Source organism: Myroides gitamensis (genome assembly GCF_029894455.1).
In the GTDB taxonomy this organism is placed as follows: domain Bacteria; phylum Bacteroidota; class Bacteroidia; order Flavobacteriales; family Flavobacteriaceae; genus Flavobacterium; species Flavobacterium odoratum.
Genome location: NZ_JARYHN010000001.1, coordinates 970,914 through 995,251, shown reverse-complemented (window position 1 = coordinate 995,251; position 24,338 = coordinate 970,914). Strand labels below are relative to the sequence as shown.

The 24,338-nt window shown below is 36.1% G+C and carries 23 protein-coding genes and 1 pseudogene; 4 read left to right on the top strand and 20 right to left on the bottom strand.

What is annotated here, in order from left to right; translation table 11 throughout:
- Positions 1-23 precede the first annotated feature (23 nt).
- On the bottom strand, positions 24-356 hold the full coding sequence (locus M2306_RS04460; RefSeq protein WP_259188185.1) for a hypothetical protein: 333 nt from the start codon (positions 354-356) through the stop codon (positions 24-26).
- A 583-nt stretch (positions 357-939) separates the two neighbouring features.
- Between M2306_RS04460 and M2306_RS04455 the strand changes: the two genes are divergently transcribed.
- Together M2306_RS04455 and M2306_RS04450 are read left to right on the top strand one after the other, a co-directional pair.
- On the top strand, positions 940-1,479 hold the full coding sequence (locus M2306_RS04455; protein ID WP_259188183.1) for an AAA family ATPase: 540 nt from the start codon (positions 940-942) through the stop codon (positions 1,477-1,479).
- Between the two features lie 52 nt (positions 1,480-1,531).
- Positions 1,532-2,296 (top strand): sulfite exporter TauE/SafE family protein, encoded by a 765-nt coding sequence (locus M2306_RS04450; protein WP_259188182.1) that lies wholly within the window; start codon positions 1,532-1,534, stop codon positions 2,294-2,296.
- An 848-nt stretch (positions 2,297-3,144) separates the two neighbouring features.
- Here the strand turns inward: M2306_RS04450 and M2306_RS04445 are convergent.
- The 5 genes from M2306_RS04445 to M2306_RS04425 form a co-directional block, all read right to left on the bottom strand.
- On the bottom strand, positions 3,145-3,504 hold the full coding sequence (locus M2306_RS04445) for a four helix bundle protein (protein WP_002985118.1): 360 nt from the start codon (positions 3,502-3,504) through the stop codon (positions 3,145-3,147).
- Positions 3,505-3,679: 175 nt separating this feature from the next.
- Positions 3,680-5,257, bottom strand: coding sequence for an MFS transporter (locus tag M2306_RS04440; RefSeq protein ID WP_259188180.1), 1,578 nt, complete (start codon positions 5,255-5,257; stop codon positions 3,680-3,682).
- Positions 5,258-5,275: 18 nt separating this feature from the next.
- Positions 5,276-6,403: an HlyD family secretion protein gene (locus M2306_RS04435; protein ID WP_259188179.1), complete on the bottom strand. Its 1,128-nt coding sequence runs from the start codon at positions 6,401-6,403 to the stop codon at positions 5,276-5,278.
- Positions 6,404-6,420: 17 nt separating this feature from the next.
- Positions 6,421-7,740, bottom strand: coding sequence for a TolC family protein (locus tag M2306_RS04430; protein WP_259188178.1), 1,320 nt, complete (start codon positions 7,738-7,740; stop codon positions 6,421-6,423).
- 85 nt (positions 7,741-7,825) lie between these two features.
- On the bottom strand, positions 7,826-8,695 hold the full coding sequence (locus tag M2306_RS04425; protein ID WP_259188177.1) for a helix-turn-helix domain-containing protein: 870 nt from the start codon (positions 8,693-8,695) through the stop codon (positions 7,826-7,828).
- A gap of 690 nt (positions 8,696-9,385) precedes the next feature.
- Between M2306_RS04425 and M2306_RS04420 the strand changes: the two genes are divergently transcribed.
- Positions 9,386-10,612: an MFS transporter gene (locus M2306_RS04420; protein ID WP_115090493.1), complete on the top strand. Its 1,227-nt coding sequence runs from the start codon at positions 9,386-9,388 to the stop codon at positions 10,610-10,612.
- A gap of 201 nt (positions 10,613-10,813) precedes the next feature.
- On the opposite strand, the gene M2306_RS04415 is transcribed toward M2306_RS04420, so the two are convergent.
- From M2306_RS04415 to M2306_RS04370, 10 genes and pseudogenes are all read right to left on the bottom strand, one after another.
- Positions 10,814-11,134 carry a hypothetical protein gene (locus tag M2306_RS04415; protein ID WP_259188176.1) on the bottom strand — a complete coding sequence of 107 codons (321 nt, stop codon included), beginning with the start codon at positions 11,132-11,134 and terminating at the stop codon, positions 10,814-10,816.
- A 1,319-nt stretch (positions 11,135-12,453) separates the two neighbouring features.
- Positions 12,454-12,705 carry a DUF8617 domain-containing protein gene (locus tag M2306_RS04410; protein WP_498882772.1) on the bottom strand — a complete coding sequence of 84 codons (252 nt, stop codon included), beginning with the start codon at positions 12,703-12,705 and terminating at the stop codon, positions 12,454-12,456.
- Positions 12,706-12,759: 54 nt separating this feature from the next.
- A complete protein-coding gene (locus M2306_RS04405) occupies positions 12,760-13,215 on the bottom strand; it encodes a hypothetical protein (RefSeq protein WP_259188175.1) in 456 nt (151 codons plus the stop codon).
- A 355-nt stretch (positions 13,216-13,570) separates the two neighbouring features.
- Positions 13,571-13,813, bottom strand: coding sequence for a hypothetical protein (locus tag M2306_RS04400; protein WP_259188174.1), 243 nt, complete (start codon positions 13,811-13,813; stop codon positions 13,571-13,573).
- 389 nt (positions 13,814-14,202) lie between these two features.
- Entirely contained in the window at positions 14,203-14,703 is a 501-nt protein-coding gene (locus M2306_RS04395) for a hypothetical protein (protein WP_259188173.1), read from the bottom strand.
- Positions 14,704-15,140: 437 nt separating this feature from the next.
- Positions 15,141-15,617 carry a hypothetical protein gene (locus tag M2306_RS04390; protein ID WP_259188172.1) on the bottom strand — a complete coding sequence of 159 codons (477 nt, stop codon included), beginning with the start codon at positions 15,615-15,617 and terminating at the stop codon, positions 15,141-15,143.
- An 821-nt stretch (positions 15,618-16,438) separates the two neighbouring features.
- Positions 16,439-16,594, bottom strand: a pseudogene (locus tag M2306_RS04385) (RHS repeat domain-containing protein); the annotation flags it as partial.
- A gap of 304 nt (positions 16,595-16,898) precedes the next feature.
- Positions 16,899-17,648 (bottom strand): MBL fold metallo-hydrolase, encoded by a 750-nt coding sequence (locus M2306_RS04380; protein ID WP_259188168.1) that lies wholly within the window; start codon positions 17,646-17,648, stop codon positions 16,899-16,901.
- A gap of 75 nt (positions 17,649-17,723) precedes the next feature.
- Entirely contained in the window at positions 17,724-18,545 is an 822-nt protein-coding gene (locus M2306_RS04375) for a helix-turn-helix domain-containing protein (protein WP_259188167.1), read from the bottom strand.
- A gap of 24 nt (positions 18,546-18,569) precedes the next feature.
- Complete coding sequence (locus M2306_RS04370) at positions 18,570-18,848, bottom strand: (2Fe-2S) ferredoxin domain-containing protein (protein WP_002985161.1); 279 nt, start codon at positions 18,846-18,848, stop codon at positions 18,570-18,572.
- 64 nt (positions 18,849-18,912) lie between these two features.
- On the opposite strand from M2306_RS04370, the gene M2306_RS04365 reads away from it, so the two are divergent.
- Positions 18,913-20,007, top strand: coding sequence for a DUF3810 domain-containing protein (locus M2306_RS04365; RefSeq protein ID WP_259188165.1), 1,095 nt, complete (start codon positions 18,913-18,915; stop codon positions 20,005-20,007).
- Position 20,008: 1 nt separating this feature from the next.
- On the opposite strand, the gene M2306_RS04360 is transcribed toward M2306_RS04365, so the two are convergent.
- From M2306_RS04360 to M2306_RS04345, 4 genes are all read right to left on the bottom strand, one after another.
- A complete protein-coding gene (locus tag M2306_RS04360; protein ID WP_115090507.1) occupies positions 20,009-21,313 on the bottom strand; it encodes an NAD(P)/FAD-dependent oxidoreductase in 1,305 nt (434 codons plus the stop codon).
- A 317-nt stretch (positions 21,314-21,630) separates the two neighbouring features.
- Complete coding sequence (locus M2306_RS04355; protein WP_002985168.1) at positions 21,631-21,852, bottom strand: DUF3820 family protein; 222 nt, start codon at positions 21,850-21,852, stop codon at positions 21,631-21,633.
- Positions 21,852-22,259, bottom strand: a complete 408-nt coding sequence (locus tag M2306_RS04350; RefSeq protein ID WP_002985170.1) for an OsmC family protein — start codon at positions 22,257-22,259, stop codon at positions 21,852-21,854. Before M2306_RS04350 ends, M2306_RS04355 begins: the two co-directional genes overlap by 1 nt.
- The gene (locus M2306_RS04345; protein WP_259188163.1) at positions 22,259-24,286 is read right to left on the bottom strand and encodes a LysM peptidoglycan-binding domain-containing protein; all 2,028 of its coding nucleotides are present in this window, start codon (positions 24,284-24,286) and stop codon (positions 22,259-22,261) included. Before M2306_RS04345 ends, M2306_RS04350 begins: the two co-directional genes overlap by 1 nt.
- Positions 24,287-24,338: the final 52 nt, after the last annotated feature.

The following is a 24,338-nucleotide window of genomic DNA, read 5'->3' as shown; positions in this document are numbered from 1 at the left end:
TCAACGACAAGAATACGGAGTAACTATACGAGTTTAGGTGGTTGCCAGATGCTGTATACTACAGGCTCAACAAAAGGATAAGGTAAAAGTGTTTTTTCAGTAACGACAAGTTGTACAACTTGTGGCACAGTGTAATTTGGCAGTGTTAAATTCACGGAAACAGCACAACATACACAAGCACAAAATGGAGAACAAGCATCAGCTACATGGTCTGCGTGTTGTTTTTCAACAACCGAAGTTGCAACCGTCTCTGTTGACACCACAGGAGAAACATATCTATCCGCACATGGATAGAAAGAAATAACCGCTATGGTTATTGCTAAAAGTAAAGATACTATGTGCTTATAATGTTTCATCCCTACAAAAATAGCAAGACTTTTTTAATTTCCATACCTCTACTCCTTCATTTGCAATGCAATTGCATCATTTTTTGTTCTGTTTCTCTTTACTACATCAACAAAACATGGGTATACAAAAAAAGTAACCTTTTCTTTCTTGGGAAAAGGTTACTTAGGACTTGTTGTTTTTGCATGTGATATGCAGGCTACTTTTGGGTATTATGTTTAATTGTTGTTTGCAATTATCGTACTTTGTTTAGTTCAAAACTCGTGCCAAAAACGATTTAGCGATTCAAAAAATTATATTTTTTGCAAAAAACAGCTCATTTTGAAACACATAATCCTAAAAATAAGTATCTTTGCTTTACTTATTCCTTATGTAGTACCGTTTAATACTGCATCAATCTTCTACTTTTTTAGGAAATTTTCTACAAGGTGTGTCTCGTACACCAATCAAGTTATATTTTACCTTTCCACATCCTCCTTTTTTACATTCGAATATGAATTCTCTTGGGATTGATCTGGTCTTCAACCAAATTTTTATGCGTTGTCGCTACCACATTCAATCCCATATACTAATCCTTTATCTATTTAATTCTATATGAAACCATATTATATTTTTACTGGAGGTCCTGGTAGCGGCAAGTCTACTGTGCTCCAAGCCCTAGCTCGTTTAGCTTATCCAACTGTACCTGAAGTAGGACGCGCTATTATTCAACAGCAAATGCAAACAGAAGGCGATGCACTGCCGTGGCTAAATAAGCAACGCTTTTTTGAGGCGATGTTTAATCAGTCCATTCTTGATTATCAATCGCAGACTAGTGAAACACCGCTATTCTTTGATCGGGGCTTACTCGACAGTATTGGATATGCGCGTTTGGAACACTTGGACATACAACCCAATCAGCTGTATATAGCCAAACAAATGCTTTATGCTTCTCCTGTATTTATCTTCCCGCCTTGGGAAGCTATCTACACCAACGATAAGGAGCGCAAACAAGATTTTGCCCTTGCCATTCAAACGTATGAAGTGATGTATGCAACGTATAAAGAATTTGGCTATCAGCTAGTTGAAGTTCCGTGTACTGCTATTGAAGAACGCGTCGAATTTATCCTTGAATATCTACATTTAAAACCGTAGATGAGTTACCTTTGCACCCAAACAAACGAACGACTATTTTATTCTTCACTGTATGGAATTTGATATTATATTCTACCTGTGTATCATTGCTTTTTGCGCAGGTTTCATTGATGCTATTGCCGGTGGTGGTGGATTAATTCAAACGCCTCTAGGCTTGGCCCTACTTCCGAATATCCCTGTTTCCTCTGTTATTGGAACACTTAAAATTCCCGCTTTCTCTGGAACAGCTATTGCGGTGAGACAATACTTGAAGCAAACAAACATCCAATGGTCTTACTTCCTTTTATTGGCACTCCTTTCTTGTGGAAGTGCTTTTCTTGGATCTTATGTACTAACCATCGTCAATAATGATTTTATGAAGCCTCTGCTTCTGATTATCCTTATCGCACTATGGGTATTTACCTATTTCAAGAAAGATTTTACCAAAAAACACCTCACGGAGATTACCAAACAAAAAAGATACACTTATGGGATTATTATTTCCCTCGTAATCGGTTTCTATGATGGATTTATTGGCCCTGCAACGGGTACTTTCTTCATCATGGGATTTATCTTCCTCATTGGATTTGACTTCTTTAAAGCATCTGCTTATGCGAAGCTCATCAACTTATTTACGAATTTAGGCAGTATTATTCTATTCTTAATCAAAGGGCAAATCCTTTGGTCTGTAGCGTTACCCATGGCGGTATGCAATGGAATTGGCGGGTATTTCGGTGCAAAAATGGCCATCCTAAAAGGACAACAATGGGTGAGGTATGTTTTCTTGTTTATTATGTTGATTGCTATTTTTAGATTTGGATATGAGGTTGTGTTGTGAGATTGGTGAGGCGGTGAGATAGATTGGTGAGGCGATGAAATCGGAACGCAGTGGAGATTCATCGAATACGAAAACAAATATAAACCCATGAGATAGATGGTGAGGCGGTGAAATCGGAACGTAGTGAAGATTCATCGAATACGAAAACAAGTATAAACCCATGAGATAGATCGTGAGGCGGTGAACTCGGAACATAGTGAAAATCGAAACGCAGTGTAGATTCATCGAACACCAAAACCAATATGAAATAGGTGAGATATATTCATCGAACACCAAAACAAAATAGCAACTTGGTGAGGTAGATTGGTGAGGTGGTGAGATTGGTGAGATGGTGAGGCGGTGAAATCGAAACGTAGTGGAAATCGAAACGCAGTGTAGATTCATCGAACACCAAAACCAATATGAAATAGGTGAGATATATTCATCGAACACCAAAACAAAACAGCAACTTGGTGAGGTAGATTGGTGAGGTGGTGAGATTGGTGAGGCGGTGAAATCGGAACGTAGTGAAGATTCATCGAATACGAAAACAAGTATAAACCCATGAGATAGATCGTGAGGCGGTGAACTCGGAACGTAGTGAAAATCGAAACGCAGTGTAGATTCATCGAACACCAAAATCAATATTAAGTAGGTGAGATATATTCATCGAACACCAAAACAAAATAGCAACTTGGTGAGATAGATTGGTGAGGCGATGAGATTGATGAGGGGGTGATAAATGGCTCTATCTCTTAAAGTGTGTAAATGCATAAAAATAAATTAGGGTTAGGTTTTAATTAAAAAAACCTAACCCTTTCTTGTTATAGTCTAGAAATTTATAAGATAATGAGACCTAAAAAAACAAACTACTCCTTCATATTTTTTTGTAAACTATGAATTTGATTTGTGATACATTCTAACTTTTCTCTTAGGTCAAGGTATTCTTCTTCTGTAATTAAATTTAAATCTAAGCATAGTATTAAAAAATTAATTACTTCAATTGCAGAGGAATATGAGATGTTTAACATTCGTTTTTTATCTTTAGTAGATAATCTAGATATCCCTTCAGCGATATTTGCTGTAACACTTGCCATAGCTCGCCTTAATTGAGAAACTAAGCCAAATTTCTCTTCAGAAGGAAATTCCCTTGTAAGTAAATAGATATCTTTAGTTGCATTTCTAGCGTTTTGCCAAACGGTTAATTTTTCAAAGTAATATGTATACATGGAATATATTGAGGTTAAAAGTCTCTTTGACTCAATCAAATTATATACCAAAATTTTGTTTCTCAATCTCACCCTCATCATCTCACCCCCTCATCGCCCTACCTCTCATCGCCTTACCTCTCATCGCCTTACCTCTCATCGCCTTACCTCTCATCATCTCACCCTCTCATCGCCTTTACTCCGCAAGTTCTTCCTCAATTTTTTCTTGGTCTTTACTGCTAATCCACAGCTGACCAATTTTAGATAGACGGATTCGCGTTAATACATCTTTTGTTCGGCCATAGTGATGGAATAACACATACAACAGAATCCCTATTCCTAGGATATTAATAAATCCGAAGATTATTTTATTTGCGGCTAAGATTGCATTGAGTTGCATAGCGCTCAAGTTGACATTTCCTCCGGACTGAATCAGCCATACATCATCCAAATACACAGCTAAATTACTCATACTCTGCAGTTGTAATTTATATTGCAACCAAGTGAATAGTGCACTAAAAATACCTAGAGAAATAAAGGTACGCCAAAGTAAAACGAAACCAATAAGGCTCAACAAACTAGGAATATCCAATTTATCCAGTGTATAGTACCAGATCACAATAAACAAAATACTCATTCCCATTCCTTTAAAGAATTGAGGCAACAACCAAAGGTTGTAGTTTAATTCGGGTACCATGAAAAAATACATCATCACGGTATAGAGCATAAAAGAAGCGAATCCCAAGAAGGTCAATAAGCGAATAGGCACTAAACGATTGAACCACTTATAAGCGATGATAGCCCCGACTAATAGCCCTGGAATCATCATAATATTGAGTGAAGCATTCGTTAAGGCATTATAGCCTAAAACCCCCATAGCGAACGTGTTCTGTAAATTTGTTGTGGCCAAATACATCCCCAAGCAAAGCAACATCACAATTCCATGGCGCACATTATTTTTATTGAAAGCCTTTAAAGATAAGAACGGACGAGTAAGCAATTGTTGACGCAAGAAAAAAGCAAATACCAAGAGCAAAAACGTCAAAATTGCATATTTAATCTGATCGGATTCAAACCAATTTTGTTGTTTTCCAAAAGCCAATACATAGCCCAAAATCATAAAGGAACTTACATATAACAGTACACTGAGCCAATCGATATAGAACAAGGGCACCTTGCGCATAAAACGCTGATTGTGTTGAAATACCAGACAAATCAAAGCGGCTACTAAACAAATGGAAGCATAAACCAAATAACCGAATTGCCAATTTGAATAGTACGATATTTTGGTGATATAGTAGCCTGAAACTTGGGTTACAAGTAAAACAGCGGTATAAAAAATACTATAAAAACGCCCGCGATTCCCATCTTTAGAGAGGATAAACATCAAGGGCAACACGACCTCCATCATCCCCAACATTTTAAAAAGGCCAATCAAAAAAGAAGCGCCAATTATCACCTGAGGCTGATGCGTTGTTCCCATGACAATAAACAAGAGTGCAATTCCCGTTAAACTACCAACCAGGATTTCTTTGGTTCGGAAACGCGCTTTGATGCGAACAATCAAAGGCATAACCGCTCCCATCCCTACGACACTGGCGTAGTTAGCCCATAAGTAATATTCGCTCATGGCGCCCGTACTCCCTACCAAATATGTAATATTGGGGGTGTAAATGGCGCTTACCCCAAAGAAAATCAGCGCAATCACTACAATGAGCAATAGCATGACTGACTTGGGTACCCAAGCGTAAAATAAACCTTGATTATATTTCATCTTTCGTTGGTTCTATCCTTATTTTTTTAATTGTACATTCATATTCATCCCTGCCTTTAGACGGTGAATTGCTTCTTGTGCATTCGCCTCCGTAAATTCAATACGCACTGGAATACGCTGTTGTACTTTTACAAAATTACCGGTTGAGTTATCCGTTGGCATACTCGAATAGCGATTTCCTGTTGCTGCAGAAATAGCCGTTACCACCCCCTCGAATCGCTCCCCTTTTACAGCATCTGCTGTCATCGTTAGGATTGTCCCTACCTGTACATCTGGCATTTGAGATTCTAAAAAGTTGGCCGTTACCCATTTCTCATCGTCGCGTACAATGGTCGTAATCTGCTGACTAGGGTTCAGCAATTGCCCCGGATTAATTAAGCGTCTTCCCATTGTACCGTCATAAGGTGCTTGAATCACCGTATAGGACAAGTTCAGTTGAGCCATGTCTAGCATCGCTTTTGTACGCTTGATATCCACATCGTTTAACGCCACACGTGTTTGTATTTCTGATACTGATAAACGCGTCGTTGTTTGTTGTTTTTTCAATGCTTCATAGGCTGACTTCGCAGCTTGATATTCTGTATTCACCTGATCAAACTGCTGTTGCGTTACCGCTTCTACTTGAAGTAAATTCTGATAGCGCTTTTGGTTTTGTTCTGCATTCCACAAACGCGCTTGAGCACCTTGAATATTGGAATCAAATACCCCAATATTATTGCTTGCCGTTTGCATACTAGATTGGGTAACCTCTTTTGCTGCTAATGCGCTCAAATAGGCTGCCTCCGCTTGTTCCAGCTGAGTGCGTATCTCTCGATCATCCAATACAACTAACGTATCTCCTTTTTTAACTTGTTGATGTTCAATAAATTTAATTTCCTTGATGTAAGCAGATACCCGTGTATTAATGGGATTAATATATTCTTCCACCTGAGCAGATTCCGTATAATCCTTATCCCCTATGTGGAAATATTGAGTTAGCAACCAATAAAATGCAAAAGCAACAACTAAAAAAGTCAACGTATTCACTAGAATAATTTTGCGTTTCTTTTTTACTTCTTGTTTGTAGTTAATCGTTATTGGTGCGCTCTTTTTTTCTTGAGGTTCTGCTTGAGGTTCCGTATGTGTCGTTTTGTCTGTTTGTTCCATAGTAATTGTAGCAATTTTTACAACGTTCCCGTTGCTTTTAATAAACTATAATATTGATAAAGTACGTTGATTTGAGCATTGGCAAATTGCAATTCAGCTTCTAGCTTTGCATTGGTAGCATCCGTCATTTCTGCTTGAATGGCCAATTGATTTAAGTATTTTGCCTCAATGATGCGGTAATTCTCCTGAGCCAATTGCTGACTTTTTTCTAAGAGATGCGCCTGTTGAATGGATTCTTCATATTTGGCATAGGCTGCATGTACACTCATTTCGATTTGTTGCATCGCCAGCACTTTCGTATCCGTAGCCTTTGTTTTTTCGAGTTCTTCTAACTTGACTTTTTTAGGTGTTTTGTACAGATTATCTAGGCTATAGCTCAAGGATACTCCTACTTGCCATGTATTAGAATACATATCCATCACAGGATTGGAAGTCGTAATAGGTCGACTCATCGTATAGCCACCAATAGCAGCTAAAGCGGGATATTGATCTGTCTTAGCCAATTCAATTTTTTTATCTGCTGCTTCTATTGCTTTTTGCGTCATTTGCAAGGTTGGATGATGCTCATAAGCCAACGCTAAATAACTGTCATACATTCCCATCAATTCTTTCTCTTCTAGAGTTTCTGAAGGAATTAATTGATTATTCGCATCTAGTCCCAAAGCAATATTCAAATTGTAATTGACAATCTTTCTATTGTTATTTACAATCAATAACGCTTGATCAATATTTTGCAGCGCCAATTCTCCGCGAATCACTTCGTTTCGCGTTAACATTCCTTGACTATAAAATTGTTTGACATTATCCAAGCGAAGCTGCCCTAACTTCTTATTATTTTGATACACTTCTTGTTGATTCAACAACTTGTAGAGATCCAAATAGTTGGAAATAACTAAGAACTTAATGCTTTGTTGATCGTTGACCCAATCTAATTCCGCCAACTGTTCGCCGATTTCAGCAAGTTCAATTGACTTTTTAATTGCCCCGCCTTTGTACAGTAATTCAGATGCTTGAATAGCATACGAATTGCCAAAATGAGGCATATCTTTCGTCATGACCTTTGAAAAATCACGATCGAGAATTAAGGCATCCCCGATATAAGCGGCTGTTGCAGACACCCCAATTGTCGGTAATTGTTGTTGTTTTAGAATTTGAGTTTGTTGGGTTGCAATTTCTTTTTGTTGGGCACTTATTTTGAGTTGTTGATGATTGGCTAACGCTAATTCAATGAGTTCTTCTACGGATAGTTGCTTTGTTTTTTCTTGTGCGTAACTTCCTATAGTTGAAAACAATAAAGCACCTAAACCACCAAGGATTGTGCGCAATTTTCTTTTCATTTTTCCTTTGTTTGATGCTTACAAAGGTAAGATGCTTACTCAGGGACAACAATGATTAAAATGACCGATAAGATGTTCAAAAGTACTATTTACTCTTATTCAACAACGCTCTATATTGCGTAGGGCTCATATTTTGATGTTTTTTAAAGAAGTGGGTAAAAGCATATTGATCGCTAAAATGGAGTTTGGCTGCAATTTCTTTGAGGGAAATAGACGAATCTGTCAATTGGGCTTTGGCCTCATTCACGATAAATTCGCTTATGATTTGATTGGGGGTACGTTGAGCCACGTCTTTGACAACTGCACTCAAATATCGAATCGAAATCGACAATGCATCAGCATAAAACTGTACGTTTTTTGCCTGTAAATAGTGATCTGAAACTAAACTGACAAAATCATACGCCAATTTTTGTTGTCTACTTAAATGTGCTAATTGTTCTTCATGCAACGGAGCAACGATTCCTACCAAATGATACAGCAGAATATTGAAATAACTCTGAATAATTTGCTCTGCATAGGTTGTCGTCTGAAAGTGTTGAGTATAATAATCTATCAAGGTAAGATTCTCCCAAAAGACAGCAAATTCAGGAGCTGAGATGGTAAAGGTGCGTTTCAACTGATTCTTTAGGTCTTTGTACACTTTGACTTTATTGAGTTGGAACGTACTATTTTCAACAAAAGCCCGATCATAGCCCAACAGTCGCAATTCCGTATGCGGATCTATGGTTAGAATTTCATATACATATTTGGTATTGATGAGGAGAAACGAATAGCCGACAATTTCAATTTCATTAATTTGCTCCTTCATTCGGATACGCCCTTTCAGTACAAACAAAATAGAAGAACGTTTTGGGCGATAAGGCCTTCCTGAAGCTGCGGTTTCAAAAATGGTATCTTCGTCATATATGCGAAGTGCTTCATAGATTTTCGGTTCTGGTATAGACGTTTCGGCCATGCTTTCAATCTTATGGGGTACAAATTACAAAATGCTAGGCTATAATTAGACAAAAGGGCAACAATATTCTTGACCTACCCCAAAACATACAACTTTCAATTAAAATCAAAAAAAACACGGGTATTTCATACAATATTCAAATTTACCCGGTGCTATCAAGCTTTATTTGCGCAACTCGGCATGTTTTTTGAATTACTATAAAAAGGTAAGCAAGCTTGCTAATGGTTATTGGTGAAAGATTTAGTTTAGTTTATTTTATTGTAATCGTATAATTACAAGTTTTTCGTTGGTTAAGAACTAAATTCTCCCTTCACAATCACCAAACTAGAAGTTAGCACTTCCTCATTTTTTTTTGTTTTGAACTACTATTTGCCCTACTTTTTGACGTTTATTAGGCAAAATTTAAATTATTCATATATCCTTAAAGTAGCAAATAGTAGTTCTTTTTTTCTTCTTATTTTTTTCCTTGTTATTATTCGAACTACAGACGATTTTTTTTACAGCCTAACCAACAAAGAAAAGGCCCAAAGCCCCTCTTGTCTCTCCCGTCTATTTTATCTTATTCTAAATAGCTGACTACATGATGAACAACTCAGTGAAAGAGGGAATAATCTGTTATCTTTGCATGCTTTTGCAACAGGGATAAAACAGTCCATCGCAAGAAAAGCTCAACCTATTTATTTGTCAATTATGGAAGCAACTTCAACAGTGCCTTTTTCAAGGTATGAGAAATTTGTCATCTTTATACTCGCTATTACACAGTTTACCGTTATTCTAGACTTTATGGTCATGGCTCCTTTAGGGGATTTACTACTCAAAAGTTTGGCTATGGATACGCAAGATTTTGGTATTGCAGTATCCGCTTATGCCTTTAGTGCGGGTGCCTCTGGTTTATTAACAGCGGGATTTGCGGATAAATTTGACCGCAAAAAATTATTGCTGTTTTTCTATATCGGTTTTATTGTAGGAACTTTATTCTGCGGTTTAGCCTATTCTTATGAAACATTGGTTGCTGCTCGAATCTTTACGGGACTCTTTGGTGGAGTGATTGGCTCTATCTCTATGGCTATTATTACAGATATTTTTAGCTTACAACAACGTGGACGTGTTATGGGATTCATCCAAATGGGATTTGGAGCTAGTCAGGTATTGGGAATTCCTATAGGACTATATATTGCAAATAAATGGGTTTGGGAAGCGCCATTCTTTTTAATTGTCGTGCTCTCCATTCTCATCGCTCTCCTTATTGGGTTCTACCTCCGTCCAGTTAATGCACACCTAGCCTTGCAACAGGATCATAAGCCATTAACTCACTTATGGAATACCCTAAAGAATAAAGAATACCGCATCGGTTTTGTCGCAACTACATTTTTATCGGTGGGCGGTTTCATGATGATGCCTTTCGGAACGATATTCGCAGTCAATAACTTAGGGGTTCACCCGGATCAACTGCCTTTGCTGTTTATGGTTTCTGGGGTTACTTCCCTTATTTTCATGCCTTTCATTGGAAAGTTGAGCGATAGAATGAACAAATACTTATTATTCAGCATCGCTTCTATTTGGTTGATGCTGGTGTGTGTAGTTTATACGAATATGGCACAAATTCCACTTTGGTTGGTTATGGTGATCAATATCTTCATGATGTTTGGTATTATGAGTCGCATGGTGCCTTCTTCTGCATTAACTAGTGCTGTTCCAGAAGGAAAAGATCGCGGTGCTTTTATGAGTATCAACGCGTCTATTCAGCAAATTGCAGGTGGAATCGCCGCTGCTATTGCAGGTTTAATCGTGTACCAAGATCATAAAAATAGCCCGTTAATGAATTATGATATCGTGGGTTATGTTGTTGTAGGCGTGTCTTGTTTGAGTATTGTGCTGATGTATCGCGTTAATCAATTGATTAAAACGAAAAGGTGAGGGTTGTGATTTGTGAGGTTTGCTTTTCGTGAGGTTCGTGCTTTGTGAGGTTGTAAGGCGATGAGGGGGTGAGGTTTGTGATTTGTGGGAAGGCTTTTTTGTATTTTTGCTTTTTTGTGCCATTTATCGATTAAAGAGAATTTCTTCTTTCCTCTATCCCTTTTCCTATCGATTAACGAAGAATTTACCTTCTCCTCTTTCCTATCTATTAACTCTTAAAAAAATCTCTTTTTTGCCATTTTGGTCAAATCGATAAACAATAATTTCACTTGAATTTGCTTCTTTAGCGATAATATCTCCTTTTGTTATTGTTGTAGGTGAAGGGAACGTATAGCTCGTAAATTTATTTCCTTCTGCATCGTAAAAAGAATAGGTTGAATCAGGTGCGACCTCAACTTGATCTACAACAAAATAAATTTCTTCTTTTTGTTCTGCCGTGCTAGGCTGATTCTTCATAAAATAAGTAAACTGAAGAATTGCAACAATGACAACTACTGCAACAATGATAATACTCTTTTTCAATGGGTGTACATTTAATTTCGATAAAACTACAATTTAATTCTTGATTTAGAAAAATAATACTTGTTATGCAGGCTTTTTTTGTTTTTTTGTTGAGTGCTTTTTGGGGAAATGCTTTTTGGAGAAATGCTTTTTTGTTTTTTTGCTAGGTGCTTTTTTGTGATGTGACAAATGCGATCCTTCGTTACCTCAGGACATACGAACCGGAGAAATCCACTGAGAAATGCTTTTTTGTCTTTTTGTTGGGTGCTTTTTTGTGATGTGACAAATGCGACCCTTCGTTACCTCAGGGTGATTACAAACCGGAGAAATCCACTGAGAAATGCTTTTTTGTTTTTTTGCTAGGTGCTTTTTTGTGAGGTGACAAATGCGACTCTTCGTTACCTCAGGGTGACATACGAACCGGAGAAATCTGCCGGGTAAAAAAGAATTGTTCTTTTGAGTATCCACTCTCGCACCTGATCCTAGACCCAGTCCATACACCCAGTATGTCATGCTGACGAAGGAAGCATCGCATCTGTTGCTCCTATATGTTATTTTGTTTTTTTGCTAGGTGCTTTTTTGTGATGTGACAAATGCGACCCTTCGTTACCTCAGGGTGACATACGAATCGGAGAAATCCACTGAGAAATGCTTTTTTGCTTTTTTGCTAGGTGCTTTTTTGTGATGTGACAAATGCGATCCTTCGTTACCTCAGGACATACGAACCGGAGAAATCTGCCGGGTAAAAAAAGAATTATTCTTTTGAGTATCCATACCTACACCTGATCCTAGACCCAGTCCATACACCCAGCATGTCATGCTGACGAAGGAAGCATCGCATCTGTTGCTCCTATATGTGATTTTGTTTTTTTGCTAGGTGCTTTTTTGTGATGTAACAAATGCGACCCTTCGTTACCTCAGGGTGACATACGAACCGGAGAAATCTGCTCAATAAAAAGACAGGATACCCCAAACGAAACCCTTGCTACTTACTAATCGCTTTGTATATACCATACTAAAAATTAAACCTAACTATTTAAATCTAACATACTTATTTAAATTTGATTTTACTTCTTCTAAAGAACAAAGTAAATTCTTTGTTTCAATAACAATCGAGGTTCCATACATACTTCTATATCCAAATGCATTTATATTTTTTAATAAATTTCTATTTCTAAAGTACTTACGTTCATCCTTCACAAAAATTAAAAAAAAAGTATTTTGTTTAATTTTTTTTATTCAATTTAAATACAACTTTTTCACTCATTATTTTATCTTTTATGCAAAATGAGATTTTGCTTCTATTAGAAGGGACGATCTCCTGTGTATCAGGTAACAACTCAATGTGATTGTAAGGGATTCTTTTCTACTGTATAAATCAGGGGTTCTTTTTCAAAACCATCAAAATAAATATGTAAGCGCAAGCACGATGGACATTGTACACAAATTTTCATTTTTGCATAGACGTCTTCTGCATCAATTGTACCATGATATTGATCGAAGTCAGTATCTGATATAAATAGATATTGATGAATTGAAGGTATACCACTTAGATTTATGTGTTCACCACAATTACATGTTATTTTAGGCATAATTTTCTTTTTTTACGATACTATAATTTGACCGAGTGAACTACCCTGTTATTTTTAATCTACAAAAGGAAAATCTTCTTCCAGTTTTATACTATGTTCTCTATGTTTTTCAACATAGTCTAAAAGTAGTTGAAAATTACTTAGTTTGCCACTATATTTATTATTAATAGAATAATAACCAAAATCATCAATACAGATTATTTTATCTTCCAATTCAATTCGATACCGAACATCCATCCCATAATTTACACCTACCATTTCATCTACTTCAGTGCCGTACAATAATTCATCTATGAAATTTTCATCCTCTATTTTAAAATAAGAACTTAAAGACCCTAAGCTGTCCATAAAGTTATTACAACTAACTGCCATTTCTGTATTAACCATATATCGAACAAAATATATCGTACCGTAATCTTCTTGCAACTGTGCAGTTTCTTCTTCTGTATTCTTATTTTTACACCCCAATACACAGAGGAATAAAATACCAAAAACTATTATTTTTTTCATTATCCTATTTTTTACATCCTTATACTGTGATCTACTCTAGAGAAATGCTTTTTTGTTTTTTTGCTAGGTGCTTTTTTGTGATGTGACAAATGCGACCCTTCGTGAGCTCAAGACATACGAATCGGAGAAATCCACAGAGAAATGCTTTTTTGTCTTTTTGTTGGGTGCTTTTTTGTGATGTGACAAATGTAACCCTTCGTTACCTCAAGACATACAAATCGGAGAAATCCACAGAGAAATGCTTTTTTGTTTTTTTGCTAGGTGCTTTTTTGTGATGTGACAAATGCGACCCTTCGTTACCTCAGGACATACGAATCAGAGAAATCTGCTGGGTAAAAAAGAATTGTTCTTTACTCTATTTTTCCTCCCAAATTTCATTAAACTCCGCTTCCGTAATAAAATCAGTCTCTTTTAGCTCCAATTCTTCAAGTGATTGATCGTACAACATAGCATCTCCTATCATTGGATTATCCAAAGTAAGCAATACTTTAGATGTAGGAGTTATTTCCACTTGTCTTACTGCTTTATCCTCTTGAAAATGCAAATAAAACAATGCACTTTCTTCGTCCCAGTACTTCTTTATATAAATTTCTTTCATACTAAATTTAGTTAACAATATCATCTACTACTATCTTCTTCTTTTATAATTTATGCGTACGGACTGTAAATCCATGCAATAAGGGGGCTAATACTTCATATTAAACCATTGTCTTTTGCGATCAATAAAATTAAAATTAAACCAAAAATCACTCCCATAATAAAAGATTTAAGAGTAAATAAATTACTATAAAGCGTTCTATTTTTATCCCAAAAATCTTTTTTCATTATTGTGTAAATAACTGTATAAACACATAACAACAATAATATATATACTAAAACTCTACTTATCATATCCAGGATAAAATGATCTATCTAAATTACTTCTACCATAATCTATGGATTTATCTGATTCCATCATAAGCGTATCTATCATAGGCCCCCTCTATATTATTTAATGGTACTTTTTTCAGAAAGTAATGGTAAATATTCAATTGAATCTAAAACCAAAATATTCTTATTATTCCAATCTGTAAAAATATAATTTTTAGATATTTTTTTTACTCCACCAATTTGTACTGTATCCATTTCTTCCTTACTCCATTCTAATGCTATATTAAGCAAACTATATTTAATTTTAACTAAACTATACAAAATATCAGAATTATCTTCCTTCTCATATTTTGTATCTACTATTTTATCATAACTAAGATTATTTGAGGAAACATAAGTTATCAATCGACTTAGAGTGTCCTTTTTCAGAAGATATGATTCTAAAGAAGTTGTTACAGCATAATTATATAAAGGAATTACTTCTATTTGCTTCCTATCTTCAAAACGATAATAATTCAATAATGCATAACCATCAAATTCTGTTATTTTTTTATTCTGACATCCAAGAATCATAAAAAATAGCGGTAGAATTCCTCCAATTAATATTTTATTTTTCATATCTATCAATTTGCTTGATTTGATCTTTCGTGATAACTCGAACTAGATTTATTTCTATTAAAATTAGACTTTTTTATATTAGTTTTGGTGTTCGATGAATCTCTATTAAGTGAAGTTGTTATTTGTAAAATTGTGAGATTTATCAATTAAAGGGAAAATATACTATTTAAAAAATTCAGCATTTCAATTTCTCCATTACATCCAAAAAACAAAAGCCAGTATTATCATTAATAATCTCATGAGCTATTACGTTTTTAAACTTTTTACTGCTTTCCATTTGGTCTTACTACTTGATTGTTCTAATACAATACGAAAACCCGTATTATAATCTATAGTGGCATATGAAACATCAAAGGCAGAACCATTCCTACTACCAAACAGCAATTAAAATGCTCTTCAACAATCCTACTTAAAAGGTTGGAATGGCGTATTAAATTCTATTCTTCCCAAATTGGTCTATATTTTTCAGGATACTTCTGCCTTTTTTCAAAATAGTATTGGGCACTTTTTACATCCTCAACTAATTTATCTTTTACTAAAAAAATCCGTCTTTGTTCTTTACCAAATAGTAATAGAATAAATTCATCAGTACATACTACTATATCGAATTTATGTCCTTCCCAGGTCAAAATACTATCAGTAGATACACTCCAATCTCTACTATCAAATACTAAATCTCCTTCATGATATTGTGGAACTTTTTCTCCTTCATCATTTATTCTAATTCTGTCATATTTGTTGTTATCATAAAATTGAAAACGATTGGCTAAAGGGCCATAGCTCTCGAATTCATAGGCAATCCAATATTCATCCTTATGATTAATGAAATAATCTTTCATTTCCTTTTTTACACAAGATGTAATTATAAAAGTAAAACCAAATAAAACGCTTATTTTAATTATCCACTTTTTCATACTTAATTTCTACTTTATTGATTTTTACAACTGCTTCGAAGATTTAAAGTACCTAATTCTAACTCTTCTTGTTTCCAAAGTGGCTAATTTTCAAAATCTTTAAAAGAAATCTTTTCTAATTCTTTTATACACTTATTATAATCAGACATCTAGAAGTCCAGCCTACTCTTTTTTCAATCAATATATTCGCCGTTTACCTTTATTCTATTATAATTTTTAACGCCTAAATTATTCTCGTAAATAAAAAACATCTCTTTAGAAATAGTACTAAAAAACCTTATCTTCTCCTCCTCGGAACCATCAATAAAACTATATAGTTCTTTCATTTCTTCGAACATATCTTTTTTATTTTGACCTATGATTAATATCCTTTCCTTCTGTTTTATTAATAAATAGGCTCTAGAAGGTGATACTCCTCTTCTAAAAAAGAAAACCTTTATATTTTCTATTTCGGCCAGTTTAATTTCTTCTATTACTACAAGTACATTATTAATAATGAGGTCATCTATATCGTTACAATCCAAGTGACTTTTAAATTGATCCTCCTCACAAATAAAATGATATATTACATTCTTTATGATTAAATCATCCTTAGTTTGAGCTACTGATAATACAGTATTTAAAAAAAACAATACTAAAAAAAACACTATTTTCATTTTACTATCCAAAGCTTCTCTTAAAGCTTCTGAACCTATTGTCGTTTCTAACATAATGTTTGCTATTTCTTTAAACTCTTCTGAAGTATTAGATATCCAAATAGGCTTTTGTGTTTCACTGTCAATTTTAAAATCAATTCTTTTATCATATGTTCCAGATATCCACTCCGCACTCATCCCTGTAGGATCAATCAAATTAATCGGATTATTATGTACATAATGGTACGGATTCCATCCTGGGAACTGCTCCGCTAACGGATCCACACTCAGAAATATACTCGCTCCTGGATCATAATATCGCGCTCCATAGTAGTAATACACTGTTTACCTCCTAGTTTATATTTATTGAAGGTCTCGGTGAATATATCTCACCTATTTTATATTGGCTTTGGTATTCGATGAATCTACCTTTTGATTTTCACTGCGTTTCGATTTCTCCAAACGGTAAGTACTCTATGTATTGTACAGGTGTTCCTCACAACGTGCATCGAATACCAATATAAAATAAAATCATCAATGAGATAAAAACATCGGTAATATACGAAGTACTTCCTTCACAGAGTGCACCGAATAGCAATAAAAAAACAGAATCATTAATGAAGTATAGAATTACCATGATACCTTACTAACTCAAGAACTCCGCTGCATCGTGATACCCAAACACACAAACTTCTGGATGGTCTTTGACAAAAGTCATTAATCGCTCTAATGTTTCAACGCGTTGAGCATTATCTACCGCCCGAGCTGTAGTTAACCCATGAACAGGGTGATGGGGATCTGTTAATTCTGCGCGTAGATAATAGGCATCTCCAATATAGAAATACACTTGTTGCTCCACTTCAAAAGCAATACCACAATGACCAATCGTATGGCCAAAGAGGGGAATTAGCGCTATTTTTAACTCAGGATGAATCGAGAGATACCTTGCCTCAAACCCCAACCAATTTGCAGGAGAAGCAGCATACGCTTCTATTTTTGGTTGATGTTCCAAGACAAAAGATAAGTACCGTGGATTTCCTTGAACAAAACTGTTCAATTCCTCTGCGCCTATGTGCACCGTAGCTTGTGGAAAATCGAGTAATCCACTGCTGTGGTCAAAATCGAGATGAGTCAGTACTATGGTTGTTACATGATTGGGATTCAATCCCAAAGCGAGGATTTGTTCTTTTGCTGAACGCATTTCGGTAAAGTCAAGTCCAATTTGCTGTATGAGTTCCTCGCTAAAATGAAGAGAAGGTTGAGCTAAATCAATACTGCTGATTCCAGCATCAAGCAGAATTAATTCTTCTGCAATTTCAATTAGTACACAATGTCCAATAGCATTATCGCCTATAGGAGATTGAATGGCTACACAATTCAGGTGGTGTATTTTCATCGGTATTCAAATTTTAAATGAAGAAAACAAACTACGGGTATCTCCTTCACAAAAAATAGAACAAAAACGACAGTATTAATTGGCTACAATTCGCAAGCGTTGGGTACGCAGAAGCTCCCCTTCTTCGCAGCGCCCTATTTTTTGCACAAATGCTTTAGGGGTATAACCCGCATAACTTTTGAATACACGCCCAAAGTGCGCCTGATCAGCATAATTCAAGTCGTAAGCCACCTCAACGAGCTTCTCCTCTTTCAATTGCTGCAATTGACCTACAGCCATTTGAAATTTAATCAATTGCTTGTAAGCTTCAAAACTCAATCCGACATGTGCTTTAAAATCGCGCTGAAAAGTACGAGGAGAAACGCGGCATTCTTGTGCCACTTGCAGGCTGGAACAACCGACATATTGCTCAAAAGCATGTGCAATAGGTATAATATAAGACGGTTGAGTAACACTTTGCTGGATCAATTGGCTCAAATAAGTGGTAAAATAATCGAGCAACTGCTGCCCATTCGTCAAGTGCAACAATTGATCCAGTTCAATACCTTTAAACAATTCCCGAGCATCGATACAAAGATCCGTCAATTGGGCTGTATCGATTCCAAAAATGTGCTTCAACGCGTAGGGTTGAAATTGAATACCAAAAAATAGCGTTCCATTTGCGCATTGATTCAAACAAAATCCCTTGGTCTTTTGCCCATAGACAAAACACAAGGGCAAAGGAGTATCTCCCCTAAATAAACCCGATTGTCCTTGTCGATGTTGAAAAATCAACCCGGGATAACCATCCGCATAGATACGATAAGAGGCGTGCTTCCAACTCGTTGCATCGGAATACCAATATCCCTTTACAATCCATTGTAAAGCAGCAGGCGGTTCAAAAAGTTGTATTGTCATTTGGTCTTGAAGTAAAGACTAAATTTAAGAAGATAAAACGGCAGCTGTGACGTATTTTTCGAATATTTTTTTCGCTTTTTTCTTTGTCACTTCTTTTTTATAGGTATCGTGTTCAGAAAGGTAGACTACAGGAGCCTTTTTACACATGCCTTGACATTTCATTTTACACAACGCGTAATCTGCTCCAAGACCACTTTCTTCCAGTAGGTCCTCAAAGCAGGCTTTGGCTTCTTCATTGTATCGGCAACATTTTTTTCCATCGCAAACGAAGATTGTTCGCTCACCTTTCTTAACTTTACTCATTTGGATCAAAGTTTGCTGCAAATATATGGTTATATTTATCTATTCTAAATAAAATTTAGTTAAAATGCGCCCAATAAAATTGAGATATTACCTGGTAGGATTTGTTGCGTTCCTCCTACTAAAAACAATATTGACCGCTAATCCTCAATGGGTTGAACGGTTTTACACCCACGGCTTTTATGCGGGTTATCTGCGTATAATTACCGCTTGCACTAATCTATTCCCCTTCTCTATTGGCGATGCCCTTTACTTTGCAGTAGGCCTCTTCCTCCTATGGAAAATTCGCCAGCTTTGGAAAAAGAACAGAGAAACAAAGCAACGAATACGCGCGTATGCCCGTTTACTTATCAAAGGGTGTTTTCTTTTTTACGTTGCCTTTAATCTCTTTTGGGGATTCAACAACTATCGCATTCCCTTAGCCACTCAGCTAGATTTACAACAAGGATACACCAAACAAGAGCTTTTGGAACTGACGCAAGCTATGATTCAACAAACCAATGCCTTACAATTGGCAATCACCCAAGATTCATTACAAGCAGTTGTGCTGCCCGCTGACAAAGATCAAATTAGACTGGATGCACAATTTGGCGTACAGCGATTAAGCGAATCTACACAATGGTTTACCTATGGAAATCAAAAAGCCAAAGGCTCACTCTATAGTTTGCCTTTAACGTATATGGGTTTTTCGGGTTATGTCAATCCGTTTACCTTAGAAGCACAAGTCAATACCAAAATACCAACTTCTACGCTTATCGTTACGTCTTCTCATGAAATTGCACATCAAGTGGGCTATGCAAAAGAAAGTGAGGCTAATTTTATTGGTTTTCTCGCCACCAAAAAACAACAGGATATCCGCTATCAATATTCTGCCAACATATTCGCCTTGCGCTATTGTCTAAAAGCGCTAGGAACTGAAGAAACAGAGGCTAATTTCCAAGCATTGTACGCGCAGATTCACCCTGGAGTGCAAACTAATTTAATTGAAAACACGCTCTTTTGGCAATCGTACAAAACGGTAACCGATTCGATTTTCAAGTTCATTTATAGCAATTTCCTCAAGATAAATAATCAAAAAGAAGGCATTCGCTCCTATAATAAATTTATCGATCTACTGATTCACTACAATAAAAAAGAGCCTGTATTTACAGGCTCTTTCTAGTTTATTCATTATTTTTTGTAAAACTTTCTTCATTCTTTTTCTTGTATGGTCGTACGATTAAACGCGCTTGACGATCAAACATCAAGTAGTTGTATACCCAGTTCCAGAACACCAAGAATTTGTTTCTGAATCCAATCAACGACATCAAGTGGACAAACATCCAAACGAACCAAGCAAAGAATCCACTAAAGTGAAATTTAGGTAAATCAACTACCGCTTTATTTCTACCAATGGTTGCCATTGATCCCTTGTCATTATAAGCAAACTTCTTCAATGGTTTTCCATCTCTCAACTGAATTAAATTCGTTGCTAATAGTTGTCCTTGTTGAATAGCAGGTTGCGCCATCATAGGGTGTCCCATAGGTAAATTTTCCGTTACCATGGCAGCCACATCTCCAATAGCAAAAATATCAGTAAAACCTTCTACTTGATTGTATTCATTTACTTTTAAGCGGTTTCCACGTTGGATAACCGAAGCTTCAAATCCATCAATCACAGCTCCCATTACTCCCGCTGTCCAGATTACCGTTTCGGTTTGAAACTCTAATCCTGATTTAGTTTGTACTGTTTTACCATCAAAATTGGTTACAATTTCATTTACCCAAACATTTACGCCTAGTTTTTCTAAGAATTCCTGTGCGCGTCGAGATGATTTTTCAGACATGGCATCTAATACTTTAGATCCACCTTGGATCACGTTGATTTCCATTTGTCTGATATCTAAATCGGGATAATCTTTAGGCAAAACGTGTTTCTTCATTTCTGCTAAAGCACCAGCTAGTTCTACTCCAGTCGGTCCTGCTCCAACAATCACAAAGTTCATCAACGCTCTTTTTTCCTTTTCATCATTGGTCAATAGTGCTTCTTCGAAATTTTCCAATACTAAGCTTCGGATGTTTAACGATTGTGGAATCGTCTTCATCGCCATACTGTGCTGCTGAATAGCTGTATTGCCAAAGAAGTTAGTTTTAGATCCTGTTGCGATAACTAAATAATCAAAAAAGATAGTTCCAATATCAGCTACTACTTTTTTATTCTCCGTATCGATGCGTTGAACTTGAGCTACGCGAAAGTAAATTCCCTCATAATTTTGAACCACCTTACGAATAGGAAACGCAATAGATCCTGACTCAAGACCACCTGTTGCGACTTGATAAAGTAACGGTTGGAACGTATGATAATTATGCTTATCTAATAAAACAACTTGAAAATTTTTATTTTTCAATTTCTTAGCTAATGCTAATCCACCGAATCCTCCCCCAATAATTACTACTCTCGGACGATTAGATGTAGGAATATTCATCATAACTGCACTATTTTATCTTACAAATTTACGATTATTTATCAAGTTTTGCGTTTCCAGTTTAGGCAAATGAAGGAAACGCAAGCAATCATTTTATCTACTACACAAAAAATAAAGGCATTTGCTATTCAATTACTAAAAAAAGGAGGTTAAACTAACGATTCAAAAAAATTAAGCAAAATACCTTCCTCTTTTTTAATTTGTCCTAATTTTTTATTTAAAGAAAAAATTAACACTCTTCGCCCTATTTACGGGCATTACAGCTTATTTCAGGAAGGCCTATCAACAAAAAAACTGACCCAAAGGAGTCAGTTTTATCGTTAAAAATTATTTCGGATATTTCGGATTAACGGTTCTAAACCATTTAGTTTTAATTCGTATACCAAGGCCAATTGTTGCCCTAATTTCCCTTTAGGAAAACCTTTGTTGTGATACCATACGACATAATATTCAGGCAAATCAATTAAGTATTTGCCTTCGTATTTGCCGAAGGGCATTTTGGCTTTAGCCAATTCAATCAGTTCTTTTTGATTGTCTAGCATTATTTTTGCGTCCAATTAAAGGTTACTTCTTTCTCAATTTCTGGATGTAAACTCAACAAAACGGGGCAATGCATCGCCACACGCTCTAAAATGATACGCTCTTTTTCATTTGCCGTACTCAACATGGACAAGTGCAAGGTAATTTTCTTAATTCTCCTTGGGTCTGCCTGCATTTCTTTGTACACTTCGATGGTTGAACCCACTAAATCTACACCTAGTTCATTGGCTTTGATGCCCATGATGGTCATCGCACAAGAGCCTGCTGCATTCGTCACCATATCTGTTGGGGAAAAAGCTTGCCCTTTTCCGTGGTTATCTACTGGTGCATCAGTTATAATATGCTCACCTGATTGCAAGTGAACCGATTCTGTTCTTAAATCTCCTAAATATGTTATTTTTGACAGCATTACTCTACTACTTTTACGGTTAAATCATCATTGTATTGTAGGATATACACTCCTCTATTTCGCACGGTTCCTTCTGGATTCTTGCTGTAAACGAATTTATTTTCGATTTCTGTCGATTTCAATCCCAAGGCACCTGTAAATCCGTCTTTTTGGAACATACGCAAAATAACGTCTAAGGTTACGTCATATCCGCGAATTGCAAATCGATTCGGTACAACATTATTCTGTGCTTTATACTCTCTTGCAAAAGCAGTATCCAAACTCGTTTCACTATCTCTGGTTACTGAAGGATACGTATAGTGTAAAGCAACTAAGGTTTCAATTTTAATTTCTCCATAGTCAAACACCTCGCTTTTATCAAAAGAAGCAACTTGAATATCGAACTTATCTGTTTTGTTTTTTAATTTATCGGTCAATAATAGCGCAGATTCAATGCTGTTCGAATCTAGGATAAACGCATTGTTTTTCCCTGCGACTAAGGTTTTATCAATATCTTTTAACTCTTTTGTTTCGATCAATTTAATATTCGGATAGTGACGTTGCATGAAACGCTTCGTAGAAGCTTTCTTTTCGTCTACAATAACCGTGATTTTACTGTCTTTTTGAATAAAGTACTCCAACAAGGATTGTTTTAATACATCTCCATAGGGCATCGTTTGCACCAATTGAGAAGACGGATTGGCTTTTTCATTAGACAAAGGAGACACCAAGACAATATCGCTATTGGTTAATGCTTTTACCGCATCGTCTACATTGCTTTGAAAAAAAGGTCCAATGACTACTTCTGTCTTCGCCAAGTTTTCACTAGCTAGGATTCGCGTCACATCTGAGCTGCTTTTTGTTTCGTTAGAATCAAAAACTTTAACTGTAAGGGGTAATCCCATACCTACTGCTTTATCGATGGCTAATTTAGCTCCTAAATAAAAATCCATCGTCATATTTAAGAACCCATCCGTTTTCATGCGTTCACTTGCATTATCTCCAACACGTGAAGTATTAAACGGCAACAACAAAACTAATTCTTTTGCGGTATAACGATCAAGAGACTGCGTCAAGTCTACAAAAGAACCTGAAGACTCCATATTCCATTTGGGTGCTGTAGTAGAACCCGTCGTTTTTATTTCTCCTGTATGAGGCACTTTTACTTCCATGCCCACTTGTAATCCTTTTCTCAATTCGGGATTGAGTTCAATCAGCTCCTCAATAGAGATATTATTTTCTTTAGCAAGACCAAAAAGGGTTTGCTTAGGTGCTACAGTAATTGTACTATATTGTTCTGTTTCCTTTGATGTAGTTCCCGTAGTTGTCGGTTTTACCTCTGGTGTAGTTGTAGTAGAAACTGCTGCTTTACCTATTGTTGGTACTTTTATTTTCTGTCCGCTTTTCAAGCCTTCGCTCAATTCTGGATTTAACTCCATAATTTTCTGCACACTGGTTTGATATTCTACAGCTAAACTATACAGCGTTTGTTTGGGTTCAATTTCAATTTCCTTGTATCCTATTTTTGCTTTGTCAATCGGCGTATCAGCTTTTGTTGCTGCTAGTACGACATTCACTTGTGCAGATTGATCTGTTGTTGGAGAAGTAGCAGAAGGAGAAATATAAAGATACGTATTGGCTTTTAATCCGTTGCGTTCCAATTCAGGGTTCCATTGATACAAATCCTGTACACTCACATTGTATTGGCGACTAATTCCAAAAACCGTCTCTTTTGCTTGCACAAGGTGTGTTTTTCGTTTGCTATCGGTTGGCTGTGCCGTTTGTGTTGTTGTAGGTTTGCTCGTTACAGCAGATTTTGCTTGCGTTTTATTTGCAGGAACTTGGATGACATCTCCTTCTTTAATTCCCGTTTTTGCATCTGGATTTAGCCTTAAAATCTCACTGACCGAAATTTTATGCTCTCTTGCTATTTTACTAATTGTCTCGCCTTTACTCACGCGATACGTTGTATAATTTTGCTCTTGAGCGAACGTTAATCCACTGGTAAAAATAAATGCTGCTATAGCTATAACAATTCTCTTTTTCATCTTGGTCGTTTTATAAAAGCGAATAAGTCGCTATACAAATATACAGCGACTT